Genomic DNA, 19,790 nt, shown 5'->3' with positions numbered 1-19,790 from the left:
GACAATGTACGAATGAGGGATTTGCAGCCGGTGGGAGCGGGCTTGCTCGCGAAAGCGCTGTCCCAGAGCGATGTTGGCTGACAGGACGCCTTCGCGAGCAAGCCCGCTCCCACAGGTGAGGCGTAGCTGTCAGGTATTGGGACAAGCCTGGCGTGCGAAAAGTCGTTACTATAAGCGCCTATTTGCCTGCCTTGCCATGGACACCATGACCGAGAACGACTATCTGATCGCTTGGGGCCTTTACGCCTTCGCCGCTTTGGGCTGCCTGTTGGTGTGGATGCGTATCACCCGCTGGATGTGGCGCTGGCTGCGCGAGCCGCTGCGGCTGCTGGTTGCGGTGTTGCTGTTCAGCCCGACCATCATCGATCCGGTGAAGGAGAAGGTCGCCCCGGCCATTGCCATCACCACCCTGGACCTTGCGTTCAAGGTCGGCAACAACGCCTGGCGCGCCATTTCCGATCTGTTCATGTACGGCATGATCGCCTTTGGCGTTTACCTGGTGTTCGTGGCGATCCGCTTCCCCATCGAGCGCGCTTCCCGAGCCCGCAAGGAGCGGGCGGAGGCGGCCAGGACGGCTGCCCGCGCCGACGAGCCTGACGACGATCAGCCGTTCGGCGGTGCCGGTGATGACCGCTACGGTCGCCCGCCGGTCCCGAGCAACCCGCAGCGCATGCGGGTCGAACCGCGTTTGTAACCGTGCCCCTGCCTTTCAGAGAGTCCGAGCATGTGTGAGTTATTGGGCATGAGCGCCAATGTTCCGACCGATATCGTGTTCAGCTTCACCGGGTTGATGCAACGCGGTGGCCGCACCGGGCCGCACCGTGACGGCTGGGGCATCGCATTCTACGAAGGCCGTGGCCTGCGCCTGTTCCAGGATCCGGCGGCGAGCAGCGAGTCGGAAGTCGCCAACCTGGTGCAGCGGTATCCGATCAAGAGCGAAGTGGTGATCGGGCACATCCGCCAGGCCAACGTCGGCAAGGTCTGCCTGTCCAACACCCACCCGTTCGTGCGCGAACTGTGGGGGCGCAACTGGTGTTTCGCGCACAACGGCCAGTTGGCGGATTTTCAACCGATGACCAGCTTTTACCGCCCCGTCGGCGATACCGACAGCGAAGCGGCGTTCTGCGATTTGCTCAACCGGGTGCGCGCGGCGTTTCCGGAGCCGGTGGAGGTCGAGGCGCTGTTGCCCGACCTGGTCGCCGCCTGCGCCGAATACCGCGGTAAAGGCGTGTTCAACTGTCTGCTCAGCGATGGTGACTGGCTGTTCTGCTACTGCTCGACCAAGCTGGCGCAGATTACCCGTCGCGCGCCGTTTGGCCCGGCGCGCCTGAAGGATGTCGATGTGATCGTCGATTTCCAGGCTGAGACCACGCCCAACGACGTGGTGACGGTGATCGCCACCGAACCCCTGACCGAAAACGAAACCTGGACCCGCTACGAGCCGGGCCAATGGAGCCTGTGGCGACGTGGTGAATGCGTCAGCCAGGGCAAGACCGAATAAAGGACGCTCTCATGTTGCTCAGTTATCTACGGCTGGTGCTGTTCGCGGCGGGACTGTTGATCGGTGTCCAGGTGCCGGGGTTCATCAACGACTACGCCAAGCGCATCGAAGCGCATCTGATCGAGGCGCAGACCAGCCTGAGCGGCTTCCAGGGCACCGCCAATCAGTTCTTCAAGGGCGATATGCAGGCGCTGGTCGCCCACTACCGCGCCAGCGAAGACCCGATCTTTCGCAGCGACGCCGACAGCCTGAGCAACCTGCTGACCCGACAGGTGGCCCTGGATAAACAGTTCCAGGCCATGCAGGGGCCCTGGTACATCCGCTTCCTGCAGGTGGTCCTGGCCGCCGATCCGGATATCCGCAAGGAAACCTGGAACGGTTACAGTTACCAGATCCTGCTGACGCCGGAAGCGATGATCTGGGGCATGAGCGGCGCGTTGCTGCTGTCGTTTGGCATCGAGTGCCTGTTCCGGCTGATCGACTGGGTGGTGCTGGGTGGCCGACGCCTGCGCCAGAGCCGGCCGATCGAGGACCGGGACGTTCGCGGGCTGCAGTGACTGGATTGATCGTTTCCGGGCTCGGGAACGATCAATCAGCCGCTGGCCTTTCTACTTGGACAGAAACCGCATCCCTTCCTCAAGCCCGCGCAACGTCAGGGGGTACATCTGGTCCTCGATCAAATCGCGCACGATGTTGGTCGATGAGGTATAGCCCCACGTGTCCTTCGGATACGGATTGATCCAGATGAGCTTCTTGTATTTCTCCATGAACCGCTGCATCCACACGTAGCCGGCTTCTTCGTTCCAGTGCTCGACACTGCCGCCCGGTTGAGTGATTTCGTAGGGCGCCATGGCGGCGTCGCCGATGAAGATCACCTTGTAGTCGGCGCCGTACTTGTGCAGCAGATCCTGGGTGGAAGTGCGCTCGGAGGTGCGGCGCATGTTGTTTTTCCACACCGATTCATAAATGAAGTTGTGGAAGTAGAAATACTCCAGGTGCTTGAACTCGGTCTTGCAGGCCGAGAACAGTTCTTCGCAGGTTTTCACGTGCGCGTCCATCGAGCCGCCGATGTCGAACAGCAGCAACAGCTTCACCGTGTTGCGCCGTTCCGGGCGCATCTGAATGTTCAGCAGGCCGGCGTCCTTGGCGGTGTGGTCGATGGTGCCATCGATATCCAGTTCTTCGGCGGCACCCTGGCGGGCGAATTTGCGCAGGCGACGCAGGGCGACCTTGATGTTGCGCGTGCCCAGTTCCACCGAGTCGTCGAGGTTCTTGTACTCGCGCTGGTCCCAGACCTTGACCGCCTTGCCCTGGCGTTTGCCGGCATCGCCGACACGAATGCCTTCGGGGTTGAAGCCACCGGAGCCGAAGGGGCTGGTGCCGCCGGTACCAATCCATTTGTTGCCGCCGGCGTGGCGTTCCTTCTGTTCTTCCAGGCGTTTCTTGAACTCTTCGATCAGCTTGTCCAGCCCGCCCAGGGACTGGATTGCCGCCCGCTCCTCGTCGGTCAGCGAGCGCTCGAACTCCTTGCGCAGCCAGTCTTCGGGAATCAGCGCCTGGAGGTGGTCGTCGAGTTTTTCCAGACCATTGAAATAGGCGCCGAAGGCCCGGTCGAATTTGTCGAAATGCCTTTCGTCCTTCACCAGAATCGCCCGCGACAGGTAGTAGAATTCGTCCATGTCGGCGAAGGTCACGCGCTGTTTCAGCGCGTTGATCAGGTCCAGCAGCTCACGGACCGAGACCGGTACCTTGGCGGCGCGCATTTCGTTGAACAGGTTGAGCAGCATGGCGTCAGCCCTCTTTACAAGTGCTTAGCGAGTGCCGCGACGGCTCATGAACGCCAGGCGCTCGAGCAATTGCACGTCCTGTTCGTTTTTCACCAGGGCCCCGGCCAGCGGCGGAATCGCCTTGGTCGGATCGCGTTCGCGCAGCACCGCTTCGCCGATGTTGTCGGCCATCAGCAGCTTCAGCCAGTCCACCAGTTCGGAGGTCGACGGCTTTTTCTTCAGCCCTGGCACCTTGCGCACATCGAAGAACACGTCCAGCGCTTCGCTGACCAGGTCCTTCTTGATGTCCGGGTAGTGCACGTCGACGATCTTTTGCAGGGTGGCGCGGTCCGGGAAAGCGATGTAGTGGAAGAAGCAGCGGCGCAGGAAGGCGTCCGGCAGCTCCTTTTCGTTGTTGGAGGTAATGATGATGATCGGCCTCTGCTTGGCCTTGATGGTCTCGTCGATCTCGTAGACGTAGAACTCCATCTTGTCGAGTTCCTGCAGCAGGTCGTTCGGGAACTCGATGTCGGCCTTGTCGATTTCATCGATCAGCAGGATCACCCGCTCCTCGGACTCGAACGCTTCCCAGAGCTTGCCCTTTTTCAGGTAGTTACGGACGTCGTGGACCTTTTCGTTGCCCAGTTGCGAGTCGCGCAGCCGGCTCACGGCATCGTATTCGTAGAGACCCTGGTGCGCCTTGGTGGTGGACTTGATGTGCCAGGTGATCAGCCGGGCGCCGAAGGACTCCGCCAGTTGCTCGGCGAGCATGGTCTTGCCCGTGCCCGGCTCGCCCTTGACCAGCAGCGGACGCTCCAGGGTGATGGCGGCGTTGACCGCCAGCTTCAGGTCATCGGTGGCGACGTAGGCCTGGGTGCCTTCGAACTTCATCTGCTAATCCTCGAACGGTAAAGCCGGCCTGACAGGGCAGGGCGGGTCGCAATAGACAAGTGTCCGACTATAACGCGCAGGCCGGGCGACTGTGAACGCGGACGGCTTATTCAGTCTCTGAATGGAGCGTCACAACTTGACTCAGTCTCGGTGGCAGAGGCGGTTAACCAGCCTCCGGCTTTGGCCGTTCATAGCGGGCATTGAACGCCTGGACGAATCCATTGCGTAAAATCTGCAAAAACGCCTGGAACGCGCTGATATCTTGCCGGTGCACGTTGCCGCTCAACTCCACGCGTGTCGCAAACTGATTCTTGCCCTGGTTTTTCAGCACGGTTTCGGAACCCCCGACAATGGCTTCCCAGATGGAGCGGAACAGTCCCTTGTCCTTGTTCTCGACGTCCTGCTGCCAATTGAACACGTCCACGTCTTTCAACAGGGGTTTGATGTAGCCGGTCAACTGCGCCTTTTTCGCCTGGGCTTCAATCACCACGTCGCCGTGACCGGCGTTGAAATCGAATTTGCCGTAGGCCGACGCGAAGTCGTTCATGCGTTTGAGTTCGATGTCCCTGGCGCGCAAGCGGAACTGGAATTCTTCGAAGTTGCTCAGCGGATCGAAGGTTGCGCTGGTTTCAAGCGGCGCGTGGCCCAGCAGCAGGGCTTTGCCCTCGAAGCGGGCGTCGCGTTTGCCGTCCTTGTCGACGACGTTGGTCAGGTTGTAGATGCTGGCATTGACCTGAGTGGCGTTCATGTTGACGGGCGGCTTGGAATTGAAGTTGCGGAAGCTGATCTTGCCGTCGTAGAGGCGCACTTCGTCCAGGGTGATCGGTAACAGCTTGCTCAATTGCGCACGCCAGTCGGTGCCTTCACCGGTCTGCGAGTTCTGCTTGTTGGCCCCGCCATCGACGAAGTTCACTTGCGGGTTGAAAAACTGCACCTTGGCCACGACGGCGTGGTCGTACACGAGCGAGTGCCAACTGACGGACAGGTCGATCAGCGGGGCATCGACGAAGGGCACCGGAACCTTGCCATCGACCTTGACGATTTTCAGGCCGTTGATCCTGTAGGCACCGCGCCACAGCGCGAGGTCCACGTCGGTCACCTGGCCACGGTAGTCGCCCATGTCGGCGAGCTTGCCGTTCAGGTAGTCGCGCACCATATAGGGCAGGGCGATGTGCAGGGCAATCAGGAGCACCACGAGACCGACAAGGGTCCATAGGGGCCAGCTGTATCGACGTTTCATGATGGCAAATCTCTGGCGTTGTAATGCATTGACTCTGATGCTCGGCGGACGTTCGACCCGACTGGACGAGCACCGGCAACAGGCATACCGTTAAGGGCTAATTCAACGCTGCATTAAGGACCCGGCCATGAGTCGTATCTACGCTGACAACGCCCACTCCATTGGCAATACGCCACTGGTGCAGATCAACCGCATCGCGCCTCGCGGCGTGACCATCCTGGCCAAGATCGAGGGGCGCAACCCGGGTTACTCGGTCAAATGCCGGATTGGCGCCAACATGATCTGGGACGCTGAAAGCACCGGCAAACTCAAGCCTGGCATGACCATCGTCGAACCCACTTCCGGCAACACCGGGATTGGCCTGGCGTTCGTCGCGGCGGCGCGGGGCTACAAGCTGATCCTGACCATGCCGGCGTCCATGAGCATCGAACGTCGCAAGGTGCTCAAGGCACTGGGCGCCGAGCTGGTGTTGACCGAACCGGCCAAGAGCATGAAGGGCGCGATCGAAAAGGCGACCGAGATCGTCGCCGGCGATCCCGCCCGGCACTTCATGCCGGGGCAGTTCGAAAACCCGGCCAACCCGGCCATTCATGAAAAAACCACCGGTCCGGAAATCTGGAACGACACCGACGGTGCCGTCGATGTGCTGGTGGCGGGGGTGGGCACCGGTGGCACCATCACCGGTGTATCGCGGTATATCAAAAACACCCAGGGCAAGCCGATCCTGTCGGTGGCGGTCGAACCGGTGGTATCGCCGGTGATTACCCAGGCGTTGGCGGGCGACGAGATCAAGCCAAGCCCCCACAAGATCCAGGGCATCGGTGCCGGTTTTGTGCCGAAGAACCTGGACCTGTCGATGGTCGACCGCGTCGAACTGGTCACTGACGAGGAATCCAAGGCCATGGCCCTGCGTCTGATGCAGGAAGAAGGGATTTTGTGCGGCATTTCCTGCGGTGCCGCCATGGCCGTGGCGGCGCGTCTGGCCGAAACCCCGGAAATGCAGGGCAAGACCATCGTGGTGATTCTGCCGGACTCCGGCGAACGCTACCTGTCGAGCATGCTGTTCAGTGACCTGTTCACCGAGCAGGAGACCCAGGTTTAAGCACCGTGTGTCCGATCGGGGGCTGATTGACGTCAGGCCCCGTTCAGGAGGCTTATGTTAAGAAGTGCTTTATTGCACAATTCTCAACACTGAATGTCGAGTCAGGCGGGTTTCCCCCCTGGCCACGAGTGCTTATCATGGCTGGCTGCCGCGCCGGGAACATGGCGCTGTGCAGGGGTGTTTATTTCAAGGAGTTGTGGATGACTGTTTCTTTTGCCGTGAAGGCGTTGCTGTTGCTGCTGTTCCTGGGCAGCACGCTGTATGTGCACTTGCGCGGCAAGGCGCGTTTGCCGGTCTTGCGCCAGTTCGTCAATCACTCGGCACTGTTTGCGCCCTACAACGCCTTGATGTACCTGTTTTCCAGCGTGCCTTCCCGGCCTTACCTGGATCGCAGCAAATTCCCTGAACTGGATGTGCTCAAGGATAACTGGCAGGTCATTCGCGACGAGGCGATGCACCTGTTCGACGAGGGCTACATCCGTGCCGCCGAGAAGAACAATGACGCCGGTTTCGGCTCGTTCTTCAAGAAAGGCTGGAAGCGTTTCTACCTCAAGTGGTACGACAAGCCCCTGCCTTCGGCCGAAGCCCTGTGCCCGAAAACCGTGGCGCTGGTCAGCAGCATTCCCAACGTCAAGGGCGCCATGTTCGCGCTGCTGCCCGGTGGCAGCCACCTCAACCCGCATCGCGACCCCTTTGCCGGTTCCCTGCGTTATCACCTGGGCCTGTCCACGCCGAACTCCGACGATTGCCGCATTTTTGTCGATGGCCAGGTTTACGCCTGGCGCGATGGCGATGATGTGATGTTCGATGAAACCTACGTGCACTGGGTCAAGAACGAAACCGAGCAGACCCGGGTGATCCTGTTCTGCGACATCGAGCGTCCGTTGAGCAATCGCCTGATGACCGGCCTCAACCGTCGGGTCAGTGCCCTGCTCGGGCGCGCCACGGCACCGCAGAACCTCGACGATGAGCGCGTGGGCGGAATCAACCAGGCTTACGCCTGGAGCAAGCGCTTCAGCGACCAGTTCAGTGGCATGGTCAAGCAGTGGAAACGCCGCAACCACAAGGCCTATCGTGTGCTGCGGCCGGTGTTGGCCGTGGTGGTGCTGACGTTGTTGGGGTATTGGTTGTTTGGGTGAGATTGACCGTGGAATGAAAAACCGCTCCTTGGGAGCGGTTTTTTTATGAGGAAAACCTGAACGATTCGCCGGCAAGGACGCCAACAGGTTCTTCTGCTTCGCTGTCGTTGCTGGCCCTTTGTCCAAGTCATTGCAATCCATGTCGCCCGCTGGTTATAGTCGGCACTCGGTTATTTCCCCTCGAAAAAGATCAGCCCATGCCTGCAGCCCTCATCAACGCGGTAGTCGATTCAGCGGTCAACGCTGGCGTCGTGCCGTGCGGGAATCAGCAGCCTGTGCAGATCAGTCATTACCCTCCACCTGTCCGTAGCACGCCGGTGTGCGCAGTCGTATCACCGCCGGGCGCTGGCATTCGGGGCTGATCAGCTTTCCTGCTGTTCCATGTCCTCGCAAACGCCTGAAAAAACTACTGGATTTCAGCTTCGGCTGAGTTGGCTTCTTGCCTGACTACAGGTGGTATTCATGTTTGTCCTTTCGAAAAAAACCGCGCTCGCGGCGGCGTCCACGAGCCTGTTCGTCCTGCTGTGGAGCAGCGGGGCGATCTTCTCCAAGTGGGGCCTGGCCCACGCGTCACCCTTTGCCTTTCTGCTGATTCGCTTCGCCATCGCCCTGTGCGGGCTGGTGCTGCTGGTGCCCTTGCTCAAGCTGAAGTTGCCCCGGGGCGGCAAACCGATGTTGTACGCCATGGCCACCGGGGTGGTGTTGCTGGGGGCCTATCAGATTTTCTATCTGCTGGCCCTGGACCTGAAAGTCACGCCGGGGGTGATGGCCACGATCATGGGCGTGCAGCCCATTCTCACCGTGGTGATCATGGAACGGCAGCGCTCGGCCAGCCGCCTGTTCGGCCTGGCTCTGGGCCTGGTCGGGCTGATCATGGTGGTGTACCAGGGCATCGGCCTGGCGGGCATGTCACTGGCGGGGATGCTCTTCGGTCTGCTGGCGCTGGCGAGCATGACGTTCGGCTCGATCATGCAAAAACGCATCACCGACAACCCCCTCGGCACACTGCCGGTGCAATACCTCGCGGGGCTGTTGCTGTGCGGGATCTTCTTGCCTTTCCAGCCGTTCCATTTCGAGCACACCAGCGGCTTCATCGTGCCGGTGCTGTGGATGGGGCTGGTGGTGTCGGTGCTGGCCACGTTGCTGCTGTATCGCCTGATCGCTCGCGGCAACCTGGTCAATGTCACCAGCCTGTTCTACCTGGTGCCGGCGGTGACAGCGGTGATGGACTACCTGATTTTCGGCAATCGGCTGGCAGCGCTGAGCCTGCTGGGCATGCTGTTGATCATCGTCGGACTGGTGTTCGTCTTCCGTAAAAAAACCTAGCACTGCGGGAACAAGAAAAGGCCTGGCGCAGTACGCCAGGCCTTTTTTCATTTGCTCGAGGCATGCTCGGCACGCACCGAGTTCATGAACGCCTGCATGGCCGACGATTGAATGCGGTGGCGCCGTGTGATCAAGCCGTACGGTGGCAGCCGCGCTTCAAACTTGATCGGCAGCACCGCCAAGAGGTCGCGGCCGGGATAGTCCTCGACCACCGAAACCGGCGTGACGCCGAGCATGTCGGTTTGCTGGATCAGCGAGAGCAAAGTCATGATCGAGGTGGTTTCGACGATGCTGCTGGGGATGTCCACCCGCGCATTGTGAAACACCTGATTGATGATCGCGCGCATCGGGCTGGGCTGCTGTTGCAGCACCCAGGTCATGTTCTGCAATTCCGCCCAGCTCAGGTGCTTCTCGTTGGCCAGCGGATTCTGCGCACTGGCGATCACGCACAGGGCCTCTTCGCCGAGGCTGTCGAACAGCAACTCTTCAGCCCGCGCCCCCACCGGAATCCGACCCAGGACGATGTCGAGCTGGTCCTGGAGCAGGGCCTGGACGAGCACGTCGCTGGTGTCGACCTGAATGCTCATCGACAAGCGTGGATGGCTCTGTTTCAAGGTGGCGATGGTGCGGGTCAGCAACCCCGAGGCCAATGCCGGGATGGCTCCGACGGCGACGCGCCCCAGGTTGCCGGATTCCAGGGCCACCAGTTCCTCGCGCATGCCGCTGAGTTCGGCAAACACCATGCGCGCGTAATAAATCACGGTTTCCCCGAACGGGGTTGAACGCATGCCCCGGGGCAGGCGTTCGAACAGTTCGACGCCAAGCAGATCCTCGGCCTCGTGCAGCATCTTGGTCGCCGCTGGCTGGGTCATGCCGATGTGATCGGCGGCGCGGCGCAGCGAGCCGAATTCCTGCAGCGCCAGCATCAGGCGCAATTGGCGCAGGCGCAGTCGGCTGTGGATGACATTGGCATCAGGAATTCGGGTCATGGGCCACGCTCGCAGAGAAGACGGTGGCAAGCCTGACAACAAATGTCAGGCGTTGCCAGCATTACGGTGTCACTGCACCGGTTTGGTCTTGGCCGCCGCGGATTTGCGCAGGCCGATCAAGCTGCCCAGTGCCTTGGAAATCAACGGCCAGAACAGCATCAGCAGGGCGGCCGTGGTCAGGCTGCCCACCAGCGGGTTCGACCAGAAAATACCGATCTGGCCGTCGGAGAACAGCATCGACTGACGGAACGCATCTTCGGCCTTGTCGCCCAGCACGGCAGCCAGCACCAGCGGTGCGATCGGATATCCGAGCTTCTTGAACAGGTAGCCCAGCGCGCCGAAGCCCAGCATCAGCACCACGTCGAAGAACGAGTTGTGCACCGAGTAGGCACCGATGGCGCAGACCATGATGATGATCGGCGCGATGACCGAGAACGGAATGCGCAGGATCGAGGCGAACAGCGGCACGGTGGCCAGGACCACGATCAGGCTCACCACGTTGCCCAGGTACATGCTCGCAATCAGGCCCCAGACAAAGTCATGCTGCTCGACGAACAGCGTCGGGCCAGGGTGCAGGCCCCAGATCATCAGGCCGCCGAGCATCACCGCCGCCGTGGCCGAACCCGGAATGCCCAGGGTCAGCATCGGCAGCAGGGCGCTGGTGCCCGCCGCATGGTCGGCGGTTTCCGGTGCGATCACGCCTTCCAGCTCGCCCTTGCCAAAGTTCTCGCGGTTCTTCGAGAAACGCCGCGCCAGGCTGTAGCTCATGAACGAAGCCGCCGTCGGGCCGCCCGGGGTAATGCCCATCCAGCAACCCACCAATGTGCTGCGCACAATCGTCCACCAGTAGCGAGGCAGTTTTGCCCAGGTGCGCAGGATGACCATCGGCGTGATCCGCGCATGCTCGCCACGGAACACCAGGCCTTCCTCGACCGTGCAGAGGATTTCGCCGATACCGAACAAACCGATCACCGCCACTTCGAAGCTGATGCCGGTCATCAGGATCGGCTGATCGAAGGTCAGGCGCAGGTTGCCGGACACGGTGTCCATGCCGACGGCCGCCATGGCGAAACCGATCATCATCGCCACCACGGTTTTCAATGGCGGGTTCTTGCTCATGCCGATGAAGGTGCAGAACGCCAGCAGGTACACCGCGAAGAACTCCGGCGAGCTGAAGGTCATGGCGAACGCGGCGATCTTGGTCGACAGGAAGGTCAGCAGCAGCACCCCGGCCAGTGCACCGATCAGTGCCGAGCTGAAGGCGGCGGTCAAGGCTTCGGCGGCGCGACCTTCGCGGGCCATCGGGTAGCCGTCGAACGTGGTCGCCACCGATGAGGGTTCACCGGGAATGTTGAACAGGATCGAGGTGATCGAGCCGCCGAACAAGGCGCCCCAATACATGCACGAAAGCAGGATGATCGCCGACACCGGCGACATGGTGAACGTCAGCGGCAGCAGCAACGCCACGCCATTGGGGGCGCCGAGGCCGGGCAATACACCGACCAGGATGCCCAGCAGCACGCCGATCACCATCAGGCCGATGTGGCCGGGCGTGAGGATCAGGTTCATGCCTTGCAGCAGGGAATCGAATTCGCTCATTTGAAGGTTCTCCCCAACAGGTTCAACAGGTCGCCCAGGGGACCTGCATCCAGCGGGACCTTGAACCACAGCGCGAAAATCAGGTAGCTGGCCAGTGCCGCGCCGAGGGACACGCTGGCGATCATCAGTTTGCCGTAGGGCTTGGCGCGGACTTTGTCACGGGCCATGAACCAGGCAATGAAACAGGCCGACGCCACGTAGATGCCGGTGAAGGGCATGGCCGCGACGAACAGGGCGATCGGGATGAACACCGACAGCACTTGCCTGAACGCGCTGCGGCTGACGAATGAAATGCTCAGCGCCTGCCAGCGCACCAGGGTCAGTACGCCGTTGGCCACGCTCGCGGCGCACAGCATCAGGCCGATGTAGAACGGGAAATAACCCGGCTCGGGGCCGGAATCGCCCCAGCCGATACCCTGTTCGACACTGCCGACCATCACCACCGCGCCGATCAGCGCGGTGAAGATGGCCAGGCCGAGTTCGACCCAGCGGGTACCGACCAGGGCCGGTGAATCCGAAGAATGGGACATGAAAGCACCTCCAGGGATGACGGCCGTGCGCAGGCGTACGGCCGTCGCTGACTCAGTTTTTCAGCCAGCCGGCTTCTTTGAACACCGGGGTGACGCGGGCGGTGTCTTTTTCGATGTAGGCGGTCAGTGTCTCGCCCTCGAGGAAGGTCGGCACCAGCGCGTTCTGCTTCACGTAAGCCTTGAACTCCGGGGTCTCGGTGACTTTGCGCATCAGCTCGACGTAGAACGCCCGCTGCTCGGCGGTGACTTCGCCGGGCATGAACACGGTGCGCGGGAAGCGATACTGGTCGACGCCCAGGCCCTGTTCGTGGCAGGTCGGCACGTCAGCCCAGGATTTGTCGCCAGCGACCTTGTCGGTGTAGTTCATGCGCTCCTGGCTGAACACACAGAGCGGTTCGACCTGGTCGCCGCGCCATTGACTGATGCTTTCGGCGGGGTTGTTGACGTTGGCGGCGATGTGTTTGCCGGCCAGTTGCGTCGCGGCTTCGCTGCCGCTTTTGAACGGGATGTAGACCAGCTTGCTCTGGGTGGTCTGGTTCAGCAGCAGGGTCAGGGTCTGGTCAACGTCCTTGGACTGGCTGCCGCCCATGCGCAATTTGCTCGGGTCGGCCTTGACCGCTTCGTAGAAGCCTTTGGCGTCCTTCCACGGCGCACCCTTGTAGCTCCAGAGAATGAAGTCGTCCTCGGCCACGGCGGCGACGGGGGTCAGTTCCTGCCACTGGTAGCCGAGCTTGGACACCAAGGGCAGCAGGTAGATATTGTTGGTGCCGATCACCAGTTTTTCCGCGTCGCCCTTGTTCATTTTCAGGTCGAGGAAGGCTTCGGCGCCGTTGCCGCCGCCCTTGTTGAGGACGATGGTGTTGACGTCGAGCAGTTTGTGGGTGGTGATGATCGACTGGATCAACCGGCCGAGTTGGTCGGTTCCGCCACCGGGGCCGCCGGCAACGACGATCTCGACGTTCTTGTCCGGTTGCCAGGCGGCGTGAGCGAGGGCGGGCAGGGCGCCGGCCGCGATCAACGAGCAACCAAGCAACAGACGGGATGTGCGACGGACGAATGCATTTCGCATGGAAGGGCCTCGTTTTTGTAGTTGTTATGAGTGACTTGTCGGTGCTCAAAAGCTGCAAGCCTGGCCCGAGTGTGGGAAGCCGCCGCCCTCGCGTCTAGTCAAAACAATACATACACCGATAGCCTGGGGTTATAGCTTGTCGGGCGATCGATCAGGCCGATCGCCAGGAGCCTTGCGCCAGAGCGGTTTCAGGGCAAAGTCCGGTTGAGACGTGTTGACTGAAAGGTCCCTGAAAGCCGGGCATGCCATAACTCACGGCTATCGCCGTATTTCCAGTTTTGATTAGACGGTTATCGCTGGGCCTTCGATAGTGCTCACCCATGCCGTCCTGAAACGGCAAATGCGACACTCCTACAAAAATAATAAATCGAGGTATGCACCATGGCTCGTCCCAGTGCTTCCCTGCATCTGCCAGACGCAGATGTCCCACCCGCCGCAGCGGCCACACCCCTGGCGGGCACCACCAAGGCCAGCAGCGTACGCTGGCGGATCTTCGCGATCGTATTCGCGCTGACCATGGTCAACCTGATCGACCGGGTGTCACTGTCGATTGCGATGCCGACCATCGCCCATGAATTCTCCCTGTCGCCGAGCCTGCAAGGGCTGATCCTCAGCAGCTTCTTCTGGGCGTATGCACTGTTGCAGATTCCCGGCGGCTGGATGATCGATCGTTTCGGACCGCACCGGGTGATCAGTTGGTCCACCGGGCTGTGGGGGACTTTCCAGGTGCTCGCGGCATTTGCCACTGGCGGGTTGTCGTTGCTGTTCGCCCGGGTCGCGCTGGGGGCCGCCGAGGCGCCGTTGTTCCCGTCGGGCGGCAAGTTGATTTCGCTGTGGCTGGCACCCATCGAACGCAGTCGCGGCGCGGTGCTGATGGACAGCGGCAGCCCCTTGGGCGTTGCACTGGGCGGGCTGATCATTGCCTACCTGATTGCCACGCTGGACTCCTGGCGACTGGCCTTTGGCATCGCCGGCGTCGCCACGCTGGTGCTGGGCTGGCTGGCGTGGCGCTACCTGCGCGATGACCCGGCCACTCACCCGCAGGTCAATGCGCAAGAGCTGGAGAAGATCAACGCCGGGCGCCTGACGCCGGCTGCCGAGGCCGCGCGCGTGCCGGTCAAGGGTCTGGGCATTGCCGCGCGTTCCCTCAGCGGTCTGCTGATAGGCCGCGCCAGTTGGGCGATGGTGTATTTCGGGCTGCTGACCTGGGGGCCGAGCTACCTGGCGCAGGCCCGTGGCTTCGATATCAAGGGCATTGGCGCGGCGACGTTCGTGATTTTCATCTGCGGCGCGCTGGGCTCGTTGACCGGCGGCTTTCTCTGCGACGGTCTGATCCGCAAGGGCGTGCGCCGTGGCGTGGCGGTCAAGGGCCTGCTGGCGTTTTCCGGCCTGGTGGCGCTCGGCGCGTTCCTGTTGTTGCCGACCCTGACCAACCCTTTTGCCGCCGTGGCGCTGTTGGCGATGACCGCGTTTTTCCTGATGTGGGGCAGCCTCTACTGGAGCTTCCCGGCGCTGCTCGCGGCACCGGCTCGGGTCGGCCTGATTGGCGGAGTGATGAACATGGCCGGCAGCACCGGCGGGATTGCGGTGCCGATCCTGGTCGGGGTGATCCTGCAAATGGCCGGTGGGTTCGCCCCGGTGCTGGGGTTCTTTGCGCTGTGCTCGGCGGTGTTTGTGCTGGCAACGCTGTTCATCAGTCTGGACGAGGTGCGCCATGGCTAAGCTGTACGACGGACCGATCATCGACGCCCATCATCATTTCTGGGACCCGACGCTCAACCCGCATCCCTGGCTTGCGCCCGAGGCCAACATTCCGTTTCGCTACGGCGACTACAGCGCGATCAAGCGGCGCTATTTTCCCGACGATTACTTCGCCGATGCCGGCCCGCACAACGTCGTGCAAACGGTGTACATCGAGACCGAATGGGACCCACGGGACCCGATTGGAGAAACCCGTTTCATCGAGCAACTGGCCGCGCGCTACGGGGTGCCGAATGCGGTGGTGGCGCAGGCCTGGCTCGATCACCCGGACGCACTCGCGGTGCTCGCCGAGCAAGCGGCGTTCAAGTGTGTGCGCAGCGTGCGCCACAAGCCTGGCGGGCCGACAGCCCCGGCGCAGGTGGGCCATGTGCGCAGCCTCATGAGCGACGAGCACTGGCGCCGCAGTTATGCGGCCCTGCAAGGGCTGGGGCTGCACTTCGACTTGCAGACGCCCTGGTGGAATCTGCACGAAGCCGAACGGTTGGCCCGGGACTTTCCCGGCACCACGCTGATCCTCAATCACGCCGGTTTGCCCAGTGACCGCAGCGCCGAAGGCCTTGCCGGCTGGCGCCGGGCGATGGCGCGGCTGGCCGAATGGCCGAACGTCCAGGTGAAGATTTCCGGCCTGGGCCTCAAGGGCCGGGCGTGGCGCGCCAAGGACAACGCGTGGATCGTGCGCGAAGTGATCGCCATGTTCGGCGCCGGGCGTGTGATGTTCGCCAGCAACTTTCCGGTGGACAGCCTGTGCGGCTCGTTCGACGACATTTACAGCGGTTTCAAATCCATCGTTGCTGACCTGCCGCCGGCGGATCAGGAGCGACTGTTCTACAGCAACGCGCAGCGGGTGTACCGCTGCGAACCTTGCGCCATTGACCGGACACGGCCTGAATCCCTGAGGAGTGAAGCATGAACAAGACAACCATCGCCATGGTCCTGGGCGACCCCGCCGGCATTGGCCCGGAGCTGATCGCACGGTTGCTCGGCGAGCCCGACGTACGCCGCCAGGCCAACGTGATCCTGATTGCCGACGAGGCGGAGATGCGTCGCGGCATGCGCATCGCCGAGGTTGAGTTTCCCTACCGTCGCGTGGAATCGCTGGAGCAGTTGTCGTTCACCGACGACACGCCGCTGTTCTATGACTTCCGAGGCGACACGCTGGGGGAATTTGCCCGCAGCGAAGCCAGTGTCATGGGTGGGCGCTACAGCCTCGACACCCTCGAAAAAGCCCTGCGCCTGACCGAGGCCGGCACCACCGATGCGGTGCTGTTCGGGCCGTTGAACAAGACCTCGCTGCACATGGCCGGCATGGCGCACAACGATGAACTGCACTGGTTTGCCGAGCTGCTGGATTTCCACGGCCCCTTCTGCGAGTTCAATGTGCTCGACAACCTCTGGACGTCCCGGGTGACTTCCCATGTGGCGTTGGCGCAGGTGCCGGGGATGCTCAGCCAGGAGCGGGTGGTGGAAGCGATCCAGTTGATCGACACCGCACTGAAACGCAGCGGCCTGGAAAAACCGCGCATCGGCGTCTGTGGTTTGAACCCGCACAACGGCGATAACGGCTCGTTTGGCCGCGAAGAGCTGGACATCATCGGTCCGGCGGTGCGCACCGCGCAGGCCGCCGGCATCGCGGCGGAAGGACCGTATCCGGGCGACACGATCTTCCTCAAGGTACAGGGCGACGCCAGTGCCTTCGACGCAGTGGTGACCATGTATCACGACCAGGGACAGATCGCGATCAAGCTGATGGGCTTCTCCCGTGGCGTGACCGTCCAGGGCGGCCTGCCAATCCCGATCACCACCCCGGCCCACGGCACCGCCTTCGATATCGCCGGGCAAGGCAAGGCCAACCCCGGCGCCATCCGCCAGGCCTTCGAAATCGCCTGCCGGATGGGTGGCAACAGCTACTGATGATCAACGCGTAACCCTGTGGGCGCTGTGTGCATCCACACAAACTGTGAACGACTGAAATCAACCTGTGGGAGCGAGCCTGCTCGCGACGACGGCTGTACAGGCACTGCGAGGGTGACTGTCCGCCCGCTATCGCGAGAAGGCTCGCTCCCACAGTGGTTTTGGGAATGGCAAAGCTGTTTGGCAGCCTGATAACCCAATTTGCGCAATTACTGCTCGAACCTATCACCCCAGGTTATCGATGGATGCGCATAAGTGATTATCCGCACCTCCCTGCGCTGGCTACAGTCGCTCCATCGAATGAGCTCAGCCGGCCACACAGGCCGCTTCGGTCCATCCGACAACAACTACAAAAAGCCTGCCTTGTCACTTCCGCGAGGCACATACCGGCAGCAAAGGAAACTTCACATGACCCGTCCAGATTCCGTCCTGGCTCTGTCCAGTGCCATCTCCAAAAGCCGGCTGCGTTTGCTGCCGTTTCTGATCCTGATGTACATCCTCGCGTTCATCGATCGCTCCAACGTCGGCTTCGCCAAAGCGGCGCTGCAAGCGGACACCGGGCTGGGCGATGCGGCGTTTGCGTTTGGCGCAAGCATCTTCTTCATCGGTTATGCGTTTTTCGAAGTGCCGAGCAACTACATGCTGCATCGCCTCGGTGCGAAGGTCTGGCTGTGCCGGATCATGGTGACCTGGGGGCTGGTGTCGGCGGCGATGATGTTCGCCCACAACGCCGAAACCTTTTACGTCCTGCGTTTCCTGCTGGGTGTGGCCGAAGCCGGTTTCTTCCCGGGGATCATTCTCTACCTCACTTACTGGTTCCCGGCGCAGAGCCGTGGCCAGGCGCTTGGCCTGTTCTATTTCGGCTTGCCGCTGGCGCTGGTCCTGGGCAGTCCGCTGTCGGGCTGGCTGCTGGATTTCCACGGCGTGTTCGGCCTGACCAACTGGCAGTGGCTGTTCGTCGTGGAAGGCTTGATGGCATCGGTGGTCGGCATCGCCGCATACTTCTATCTGGTCAACCGTCCGGCCCAGGCCACCTGGCTCAGCGCTGAAGAAAAGCAGGCGCTGGAAACCGCGCTCAGCGAAGAAGACGCGAAGAAAAAGGACAGCAGCCCCCATGGTTTCTTCAGCGCTTTGCGCAATGGGCGAGTGCTGCAATTCTGCCTGGCGTATTTCACCATTCAGATGAGTGTCTACGGCGTGGTGTTCTACCTGCCGACCCGCATTGCCGGTCTGCTCGACGGGCACGTCGGCCTCAACGTCGGCCTGATCACCGCAATACCGTGGGTCTGCGCCCTGGTGGTGACCCGCCTTGTGACCCGCTATGCCGACCGCACCGGCCAACACCGTCGCCTCGCCGTGTGCATGCTGACCATGGCAGCCCTCGGTATCGCCGCTTCGGCGCTGGGCACCAGCATGGTGCCGGTGGTGATCGCCTTCTGTTTCGCGGCCGCCGGTTTCGTCTCGGTACAGCCGCTGTTCTGGACCATTCCCACCAGCTACCTCAGCGGTGCGGCGGCGGCGGGCGGGATTGCGCTGATCAACTCCATCGGCAACCTCGGCGGCTTCGTCGCGCCGAACCTGAAAACCGTGATGGAAAGCAGTTTCGCCGACCCGCGTGCCGGCATGTTCGCCCTGGCCCTGGTGGGCATTCTCGGCGCCGTCCTGCTGTCCCGACTTCGCACCACCCACACCCCCGAAACCCCCTCGCAGCTCACACCGGCTCAGGTTGGCTGATCACTACCCAAGCGTTAGCAAGGAAATGAATTCATGAAAATCAAAGCAATCCGTACCCGCGTTTTCGAGTGGAAAGGCAAAGTCGTCCCACCGCAGGCGCACTTCTGCACCAATGCCAGCGACATCCTGTTCGAGCGCGGCGATGCCATGGGCTCGTTCCGGTTCCACGGCTGGCTGGTGGTGGAAGTCGAGACCGACACCGGTCTCGTCGGCATCGGCAACTGCGCCCTGGCGCCGCGTGTGGCCAAGGAAATCATCGACACTTACCTGGCACCGATCGCGATTGGCGAAGACCCGTTCGACAACGAATACATCTGGCAGAAAATGTACCGCCAGAGCCACGCCTGGGGCCGCAAAGGCATCGGCATGGCGGCGATCTCGGCGATCGATATCGCGATCTGGGACATCATGGGCAAAGCGGTCAACAAACCGGTGTTCAAGCTGCTGGGCGGGCGCACCAAAGAGAAGATCTGGACCTACGCCTCCAAGCTCTACGCCAACGACAACCTCGACCTGTTCCTCGAAGAAGCCCAGGGCTACCTGAACCAGGGGTTCACCGCGCTGAAGATGCGCTTCGGCTACGGCCCGAAAGACGGCCCCGCCGGCATGCGTCGCAACATCGAACAAGTGCGTGCCCTGCGCGAGCTGGCCGGCCCTGACGTCGACATCATGCTCGAGTGCTACATGGGCTGGACCCTGGAATATGCGCGCCGCATGCTGCCCAAGCTTGCCGAGTTCGAACCGCGCTGGCTGGAAGAGCCGGTGATCGCCGACGACATCGAGGGTTACATCGAGCTGAAAAAAATGGGGATCATGCCGATCTCCGGTGGCGAGCACGAATTCACCTCCTACGGTTTCAAGGACCTGCTGGAACGTCGCGCCGTCGACGTGATCCAGTACGACACCAACCGCGTCGGCGGCATCACCGCCGCGCGCAAGATCAACGCCATGGCCGAGGCCTGGTCGGTGCCGGTCATCCCGCACGCCGGGCAGATGCACAACTACCACCTGACCATGTCCACCACGGCCTCGCCGATGGCCGAGTTCTTCCCGGTGTTCGACGTCGAGGTCGGCAACGAGCTGTTCTACTACGTGTTCAAGGGCGAGCCGCAGCCGGTCAACGGCTACATCCAGCTCGATGACAACAAACCGGGCCTGGGCCTGGAAATCTCCGATGAATACCTGAGCGACTTCAACATCATCGAGTGACCTTGAGGCGCCGTCCCGGACGG

18 protein-coding genes are annotated in these 19,790 nt (G+C 61.9%); 11 read left to right on the top strand and 7 right to left on the bottom strand.

Going from position 1 to position 19,790, the window contains the following annotated elements:
* The first annotated feature begins 196 nt into the window (after positions 1–196).
* From ACM6IM_RS13755 to ACM6IM_RS13745, 3 genes are read left to right on the top strand one after another with little or no spacing between them, the layout of a single operon-like run.
* Complete coding sequence (locus ACM6IM_RS13755; RefSeq protein WP_192302257.1) at positions 197–694, top strand: MFS transporter; 498 nt, start codon at positions 197–199, stop codon at positions 692–694.
* A 30-nt stretch (positions 695–724) separates the two neighbouring features.
* Positions 725–1,501, top strand: coding sequence for a class II glutamine amidotransferase (locus ACM6IM_RS13750; protein ID WP_192302256.1), 777 nt, complete (start codon positions 725–727; stop codon positions 1,499–1,501).
* An 11-nt stretch (positions 1,502–1,512) separates the two neighbouring features.
* Positions 1,513–2,058: a DUF2937 family protein gene (locus ACM6IM_RS13745; RefSeq protein ID WP_414865404.1), complete on the top strand. Its 546-nt coding sequence runs from the start codon at positions 1,513–1,515 to the stop codon at positions 2,056–2,058.
* A 51-nt stretch (positions 2,059–2,109) separates the two neighbouring features.
* Here the strand turns inward: ACM6IM_RS13745 and ACM6IM_RS13740 are convergent, their stop codons facing one another.
* The 3 genes from ACM6IM_RS13740 to ACM6IM_RS13730 form a co-directional block, all read right to left on the bottom strand.
* Positions 2,110–3,288, bottom strand: a complete 1,179-nt coding sequence (locus ACM6IM_RS13740) for a vWA domain-containing protein (protein ID WP_192302254.1) — start codon at positions 3,286–3,288, stop codon at positions 2,110–2,112.
* 24 nt (positions 3,289–3,312) lie between these two features.
* Entirely contained in the window at positions 3,313–4,158 is an 846-nt protein-coding gene (locus ACM6IM_RS13735; protein ID WP_192302253.1) for an AAA family ATPase, read from the bottom strand.
* A gap of 163 nt (positions 4,159–4,321) precedes the next feature.
* Positions 4,322–5,398: a DUF748 domain-containing protein gene (locus ACM6IM_RS13730; RefSeq protein WP_414865403.1), complete on the bottom strand. Its 1,077-nt coding sequence runs from the start codon at positions 5,396–5,398 to the stop codon at positions 4,322–4,324.
* Between the two features lie 127 nt (positions 5,399–5,525).
* Here ACM6IM_RS13730 and cysK point away from each other — a divergent pair, with 127 nt between their 5' ends.
* The 3 genes from cysK to ACM6IM_RS13715 all read left to right on the top strand — a co-directional run bounded on the left by cysK (position 5,526) and on the right by ACM6IM_RS13715 (position 8,965).
* The gene (gene cysK / locus ACM6IM_RS13725) at positions 5,526–6,500 is read left to right on the top strand and encodes a cysteine synthase A (RefSeq protein ID WP_414865402.1); all 975 of its coding nucleotides are present in this window, start codon (positions 5,526–5,528) and stop codon (positions 6,498–6,500) included.
* Positions 6,501–6,700: 200 nt separating this feature from the next.
* Positions 6,701–7,639, top strand: coding sequence for an aspartyl/asparaginyl beta-hydroxylase domain-containing protein (locus ACM6IM_RS13720; protein ID WP_414865401.1), 939 nt, complete (start codon positions 6,701–6,703; stop codon positions 7,637–7,639).
* 462 nt (positions 7,640–8,101) lie between these two features.
* The gene (locus ACM6IM_RS13715; protein ID WP_414865400.1) at positions 8,102–8,965 is read left to right on the top strand and encodes a DMT family transporter; all 864 of its coding nucleotides are present in this window, start codon (positions 8,102–8,104) and stop codon (positions 8,963–8,965) included.
* A 47-nt stretch (positions 8,966–9,012) separates the two neighbouring features.
* On the opposite strand, the gene ACM6IM_RS13710 is transcribed toward ACM6IM_RS13715, so the two are convergent.
* From ACM6IM_RS13710 to ACM6IM_RS13695, 4 genes are all read right to left on the bottom strand, one after another.
* The gene (locus tag ACM6IM_RS13710; RefSeq protein WP_192302248.1) at positions 9,013–9,954 is read right to left on the bottom strand and encodes a LysR family transcriptional regulator; all 942 of its coding nucleotides are present in this window, start codon (positions 9,952–9,954) and stop codon (positions 9,013–9,015) included.
* Positions 9,955–10,023: 69 nt separating this feature from the next.
* Positions 10,024–11,553, bottom strand: a complete 1,530-nt coding sequence (locus ACM6IM_RS13705) for a tripartite tricarboxylate transporter permease (RefSeq protein ID WP_201196081.1) — start codon at positions 11,551–11,553, stop codon at positions 10,024–10,026.
* Positions 11,550–12,083, bottom strand: coding sequence for a tripartite tricarboxylate transporter TctB family protein (locus ACM6IM_RS13700; RefSeq protein ID WP_414865399.1), 534 nt, complete (start codon positions 12,081–12,083; stop codon positions 11,550–11,552). The genes ACM6IM_RS13705 and ACM6IM_RS13700 overlap by 4 nt, the downstream gene beginning before the upstream one ends.
* A 52-nt stretch (positions 12,084–12,135) precedes the next feature.
* Positions 12,136–13,152 (bottom strand): Bug family tripartite tricarboxylate transporter substrate binding protein, encoded by a 1,017-nt coding sequence (locus ACM6IM_RS13695; protein ID WP_414865398.1) that lies wholly within the window; start codon positions 13,150–13,152, stop codon positions 12,136–12,138.
* 381 nt (positions 13,153–13,533) lie between these two features.
* On the opposite strand from ACM6IM_RS13695, the gene ACM6IM_RS13690 reads away from it, so the two are divergent.
* The 5 genes from ACM6IM_RS13690 to ACM6IM_RS13670 all read left to right on the top strand — a co-directional run bounded on the left by ACM6IM_RS13690 (position 13,534) and on the right by ACM6IM_RS13670 (position 19,767).
* Positions 13,534–14,874 carry an MFS transporter gene (locus tag ACM6IM_RS13690; RefSeq protein WP_414865397.1) on the top strand — a complete coding sequence of 447 codons (1,341 nt, stop codon included), beginning with the start codon at positions 13,534–13,536 and terminating at the stop codon, positions 14,872–14,874.
* A complete protein-coding gene (locus ACM6IM_RS13685; RefSeq protein ID WP_414865396.1) occupies positions 14,867–15,823 on the top strand; it encodes an amidohydrolase family protein in 957 nt (318 codons plus the stop codon). The genes ACM6IM_RS13690 and ACM6IM_RS13685 overlap by 8 nt, the downstream gene beginning before the upstream one ends.
* On the top strand, positions 15,820–16,824 hold the full coding sequence (locus ACM6IM_RS13680; RefSeq protein WP_414865395.1) for a 4-hydroxythreonine-4-phosphate dehydrogenase PdxA: 1,005 nt from the start codon (positions 15,820–15,822) through the stop codon (positions 16,822–16,824). The genes ACM6IM_RS13685 and ACM6IM_RS13680 overlap by 4 nt, the downstream gene beginning before the upstream one ends.
* A gap of 408 nt (positions 16,825–17,232) precedes the next feature.
* Positions 17,233–18,558 carry an MFS transporter gene (locus ACM6IM_RS13675; protein WP_414865394.1) on the top strand — a complete coding sequence of 442 codons (1,326 nt, stop codon included), beginning with the start codon at positions 17,233–17,235 and terminating at the stop codon, positions 18,556–18,558.
* A 33-nt stretch (positions 18,559–18,591) separates the two neighbouring features.
* Entirely contained in the window at positions 18,592–19,767 is a 1,176-nt protein-coding gene (locus tag ACM6IM_RS13670) for an L-rhamnonate dehydratase (RefSeq protein ID WP_007972458.1), read from the top strand.
* Positions 19,768–19,790 lie beyond the last annotated feature (23 nt).

This window comes from Pseudomonas sp. IT-P12 (genome assembly GCF_949767465.1).
Lineage (GTDB): Bacteria > Pseudomonadota > Gammaproteobacteria > Pseudomonadales > Pseudomonadaceae > Aquipseudomonas.
The sequence above is the reverse complement of the archived record's forward strand: the minus strand, read 5'-3'. Positions and strand labels throughout refer to the sequence as shown.

Coding starts and splice junctions, on each gene's coding strand:
- ACM6IM_RS13755 (WP_192302257.1), top strand. CDS start 197: ATGGACACCATGACCGAGAACGACTATCTGATCGCTTGGGGCCTTTAC.
- ACM6IM_RS13750 (WP_192302256.1), top strand. CDS start 725: ATGTGTGAGTTATTGGGCATGAGCGCCAATGTTCCGACCGATATCGTG.
- ACM6IM_RS13745 (WP_414865404.1), top strand. CDS start 1,513: ATGTTGCTCAGTTATCTACGGCTGGTGCTGTTCGCGGCGGGACTGTTG.
- ACM6IM_RS13740 (WP_192302254.1), bottom strand. CDS start 3,288: ATGCTGCTCAACCTGTTCAACGAAATGCGCGCCGCCAAGGTACCGGTC.
- ACM6IM_RS13735 (WP_192302253.1), bottom strand. CDS start 4,158: ATGAAGTTCGAAGGCACCCAGGCCTACGTCGCCACCGATGACCTGAAG.
- ACM6IM_RS13730 (WP_414865403.1), bottom strand. CDS start 5,398: ATGAAACGTCGATACAGCTGGCCCCTATGGACCCTTGTCGGTCTCGTG.
- cysK (WP_414865402.1), top strand. CDS start 5,526: ATGAGTCGTATCTACGCTGACAACGCCCACTCCATTGGCAATACGCCA.
- ACM6IM_RS13720 (WP_414865401.1), top strand. CDS start 6,701: ATGACTGTTTCTTTTGCCGTGAAGGCGTTGCTGTTGCTGCTGTTCCTG.
- ACM6IM_RS13715 (WP_414865400.1), top strand. CDS start 8,102: ATGTTTGTCCTTTCGAAAAAAACCGCGCTCGCGGCGGCGTCCACGAGC.
- ACM6IM_RS13710 (WP_192302248.1), bottom strand. CDS start 9,954: ATGACCCGAATTCCTGATGCCAATGTCATCCACAGCCGACTGCGCCTG.
- ACM6IM_RS13705 (WP_201196081.1), bottom strand. CDS start 11,553: ATGAGCGAATTCGATTCCCTGCTGCAAGGCATGAACCTGATCCTCACG.
- ACM6IM_RS13700 (WP_414865399.1), bottom strand. CDS start 12,083: ATGTCCCATTCTTCGGATTCACCGGCCCTGGTCGGTACCCGCTGGGTC.
- ACM6IM_RS13695 (WP_414865398.1), bottom strand. CDS start 13,152: ATGCGAAATGCATTCGTCCGTCGCACATCCCGTCTGTTGCTTGGTTGC.
- ACM6IM_RS13690 (WP_414865397.1), top strand. CDS start 13,534: ATGGCTCGTCCCAGTGCTTCCCTGCATCTGCCAGACGCAGATGTCCCA.
- ACM6IM_RS13685 (WP_414865396.1), top strand. CDS start 14,867: ATGGCTAAGCTGTACGACGGACCGATCATCGACGCCCATCATCATTTC.
- ACM6IM_RS13680 (WP_414865395.1), top strand. CDS start 15,820: ATGAACAAGACAACCATCGCCATGGTCCTGGGCGACCCCGCCGGCATT.
- ACM6IM_RS13675 (WP_414865394.1), top strand. CDS start 17,233: ATGACCCGTCCAGATTCCGTCCTGGCTCTGTCCAGTGCCATCTCCAAA.
- ACM6IM_RS13670 (WP_007972458.1), top strand. CDS start 18,592: ATGAAAATCAAAGCAATCCGTACCCGCGTTTTCGAGTGGAAAGGCAAA.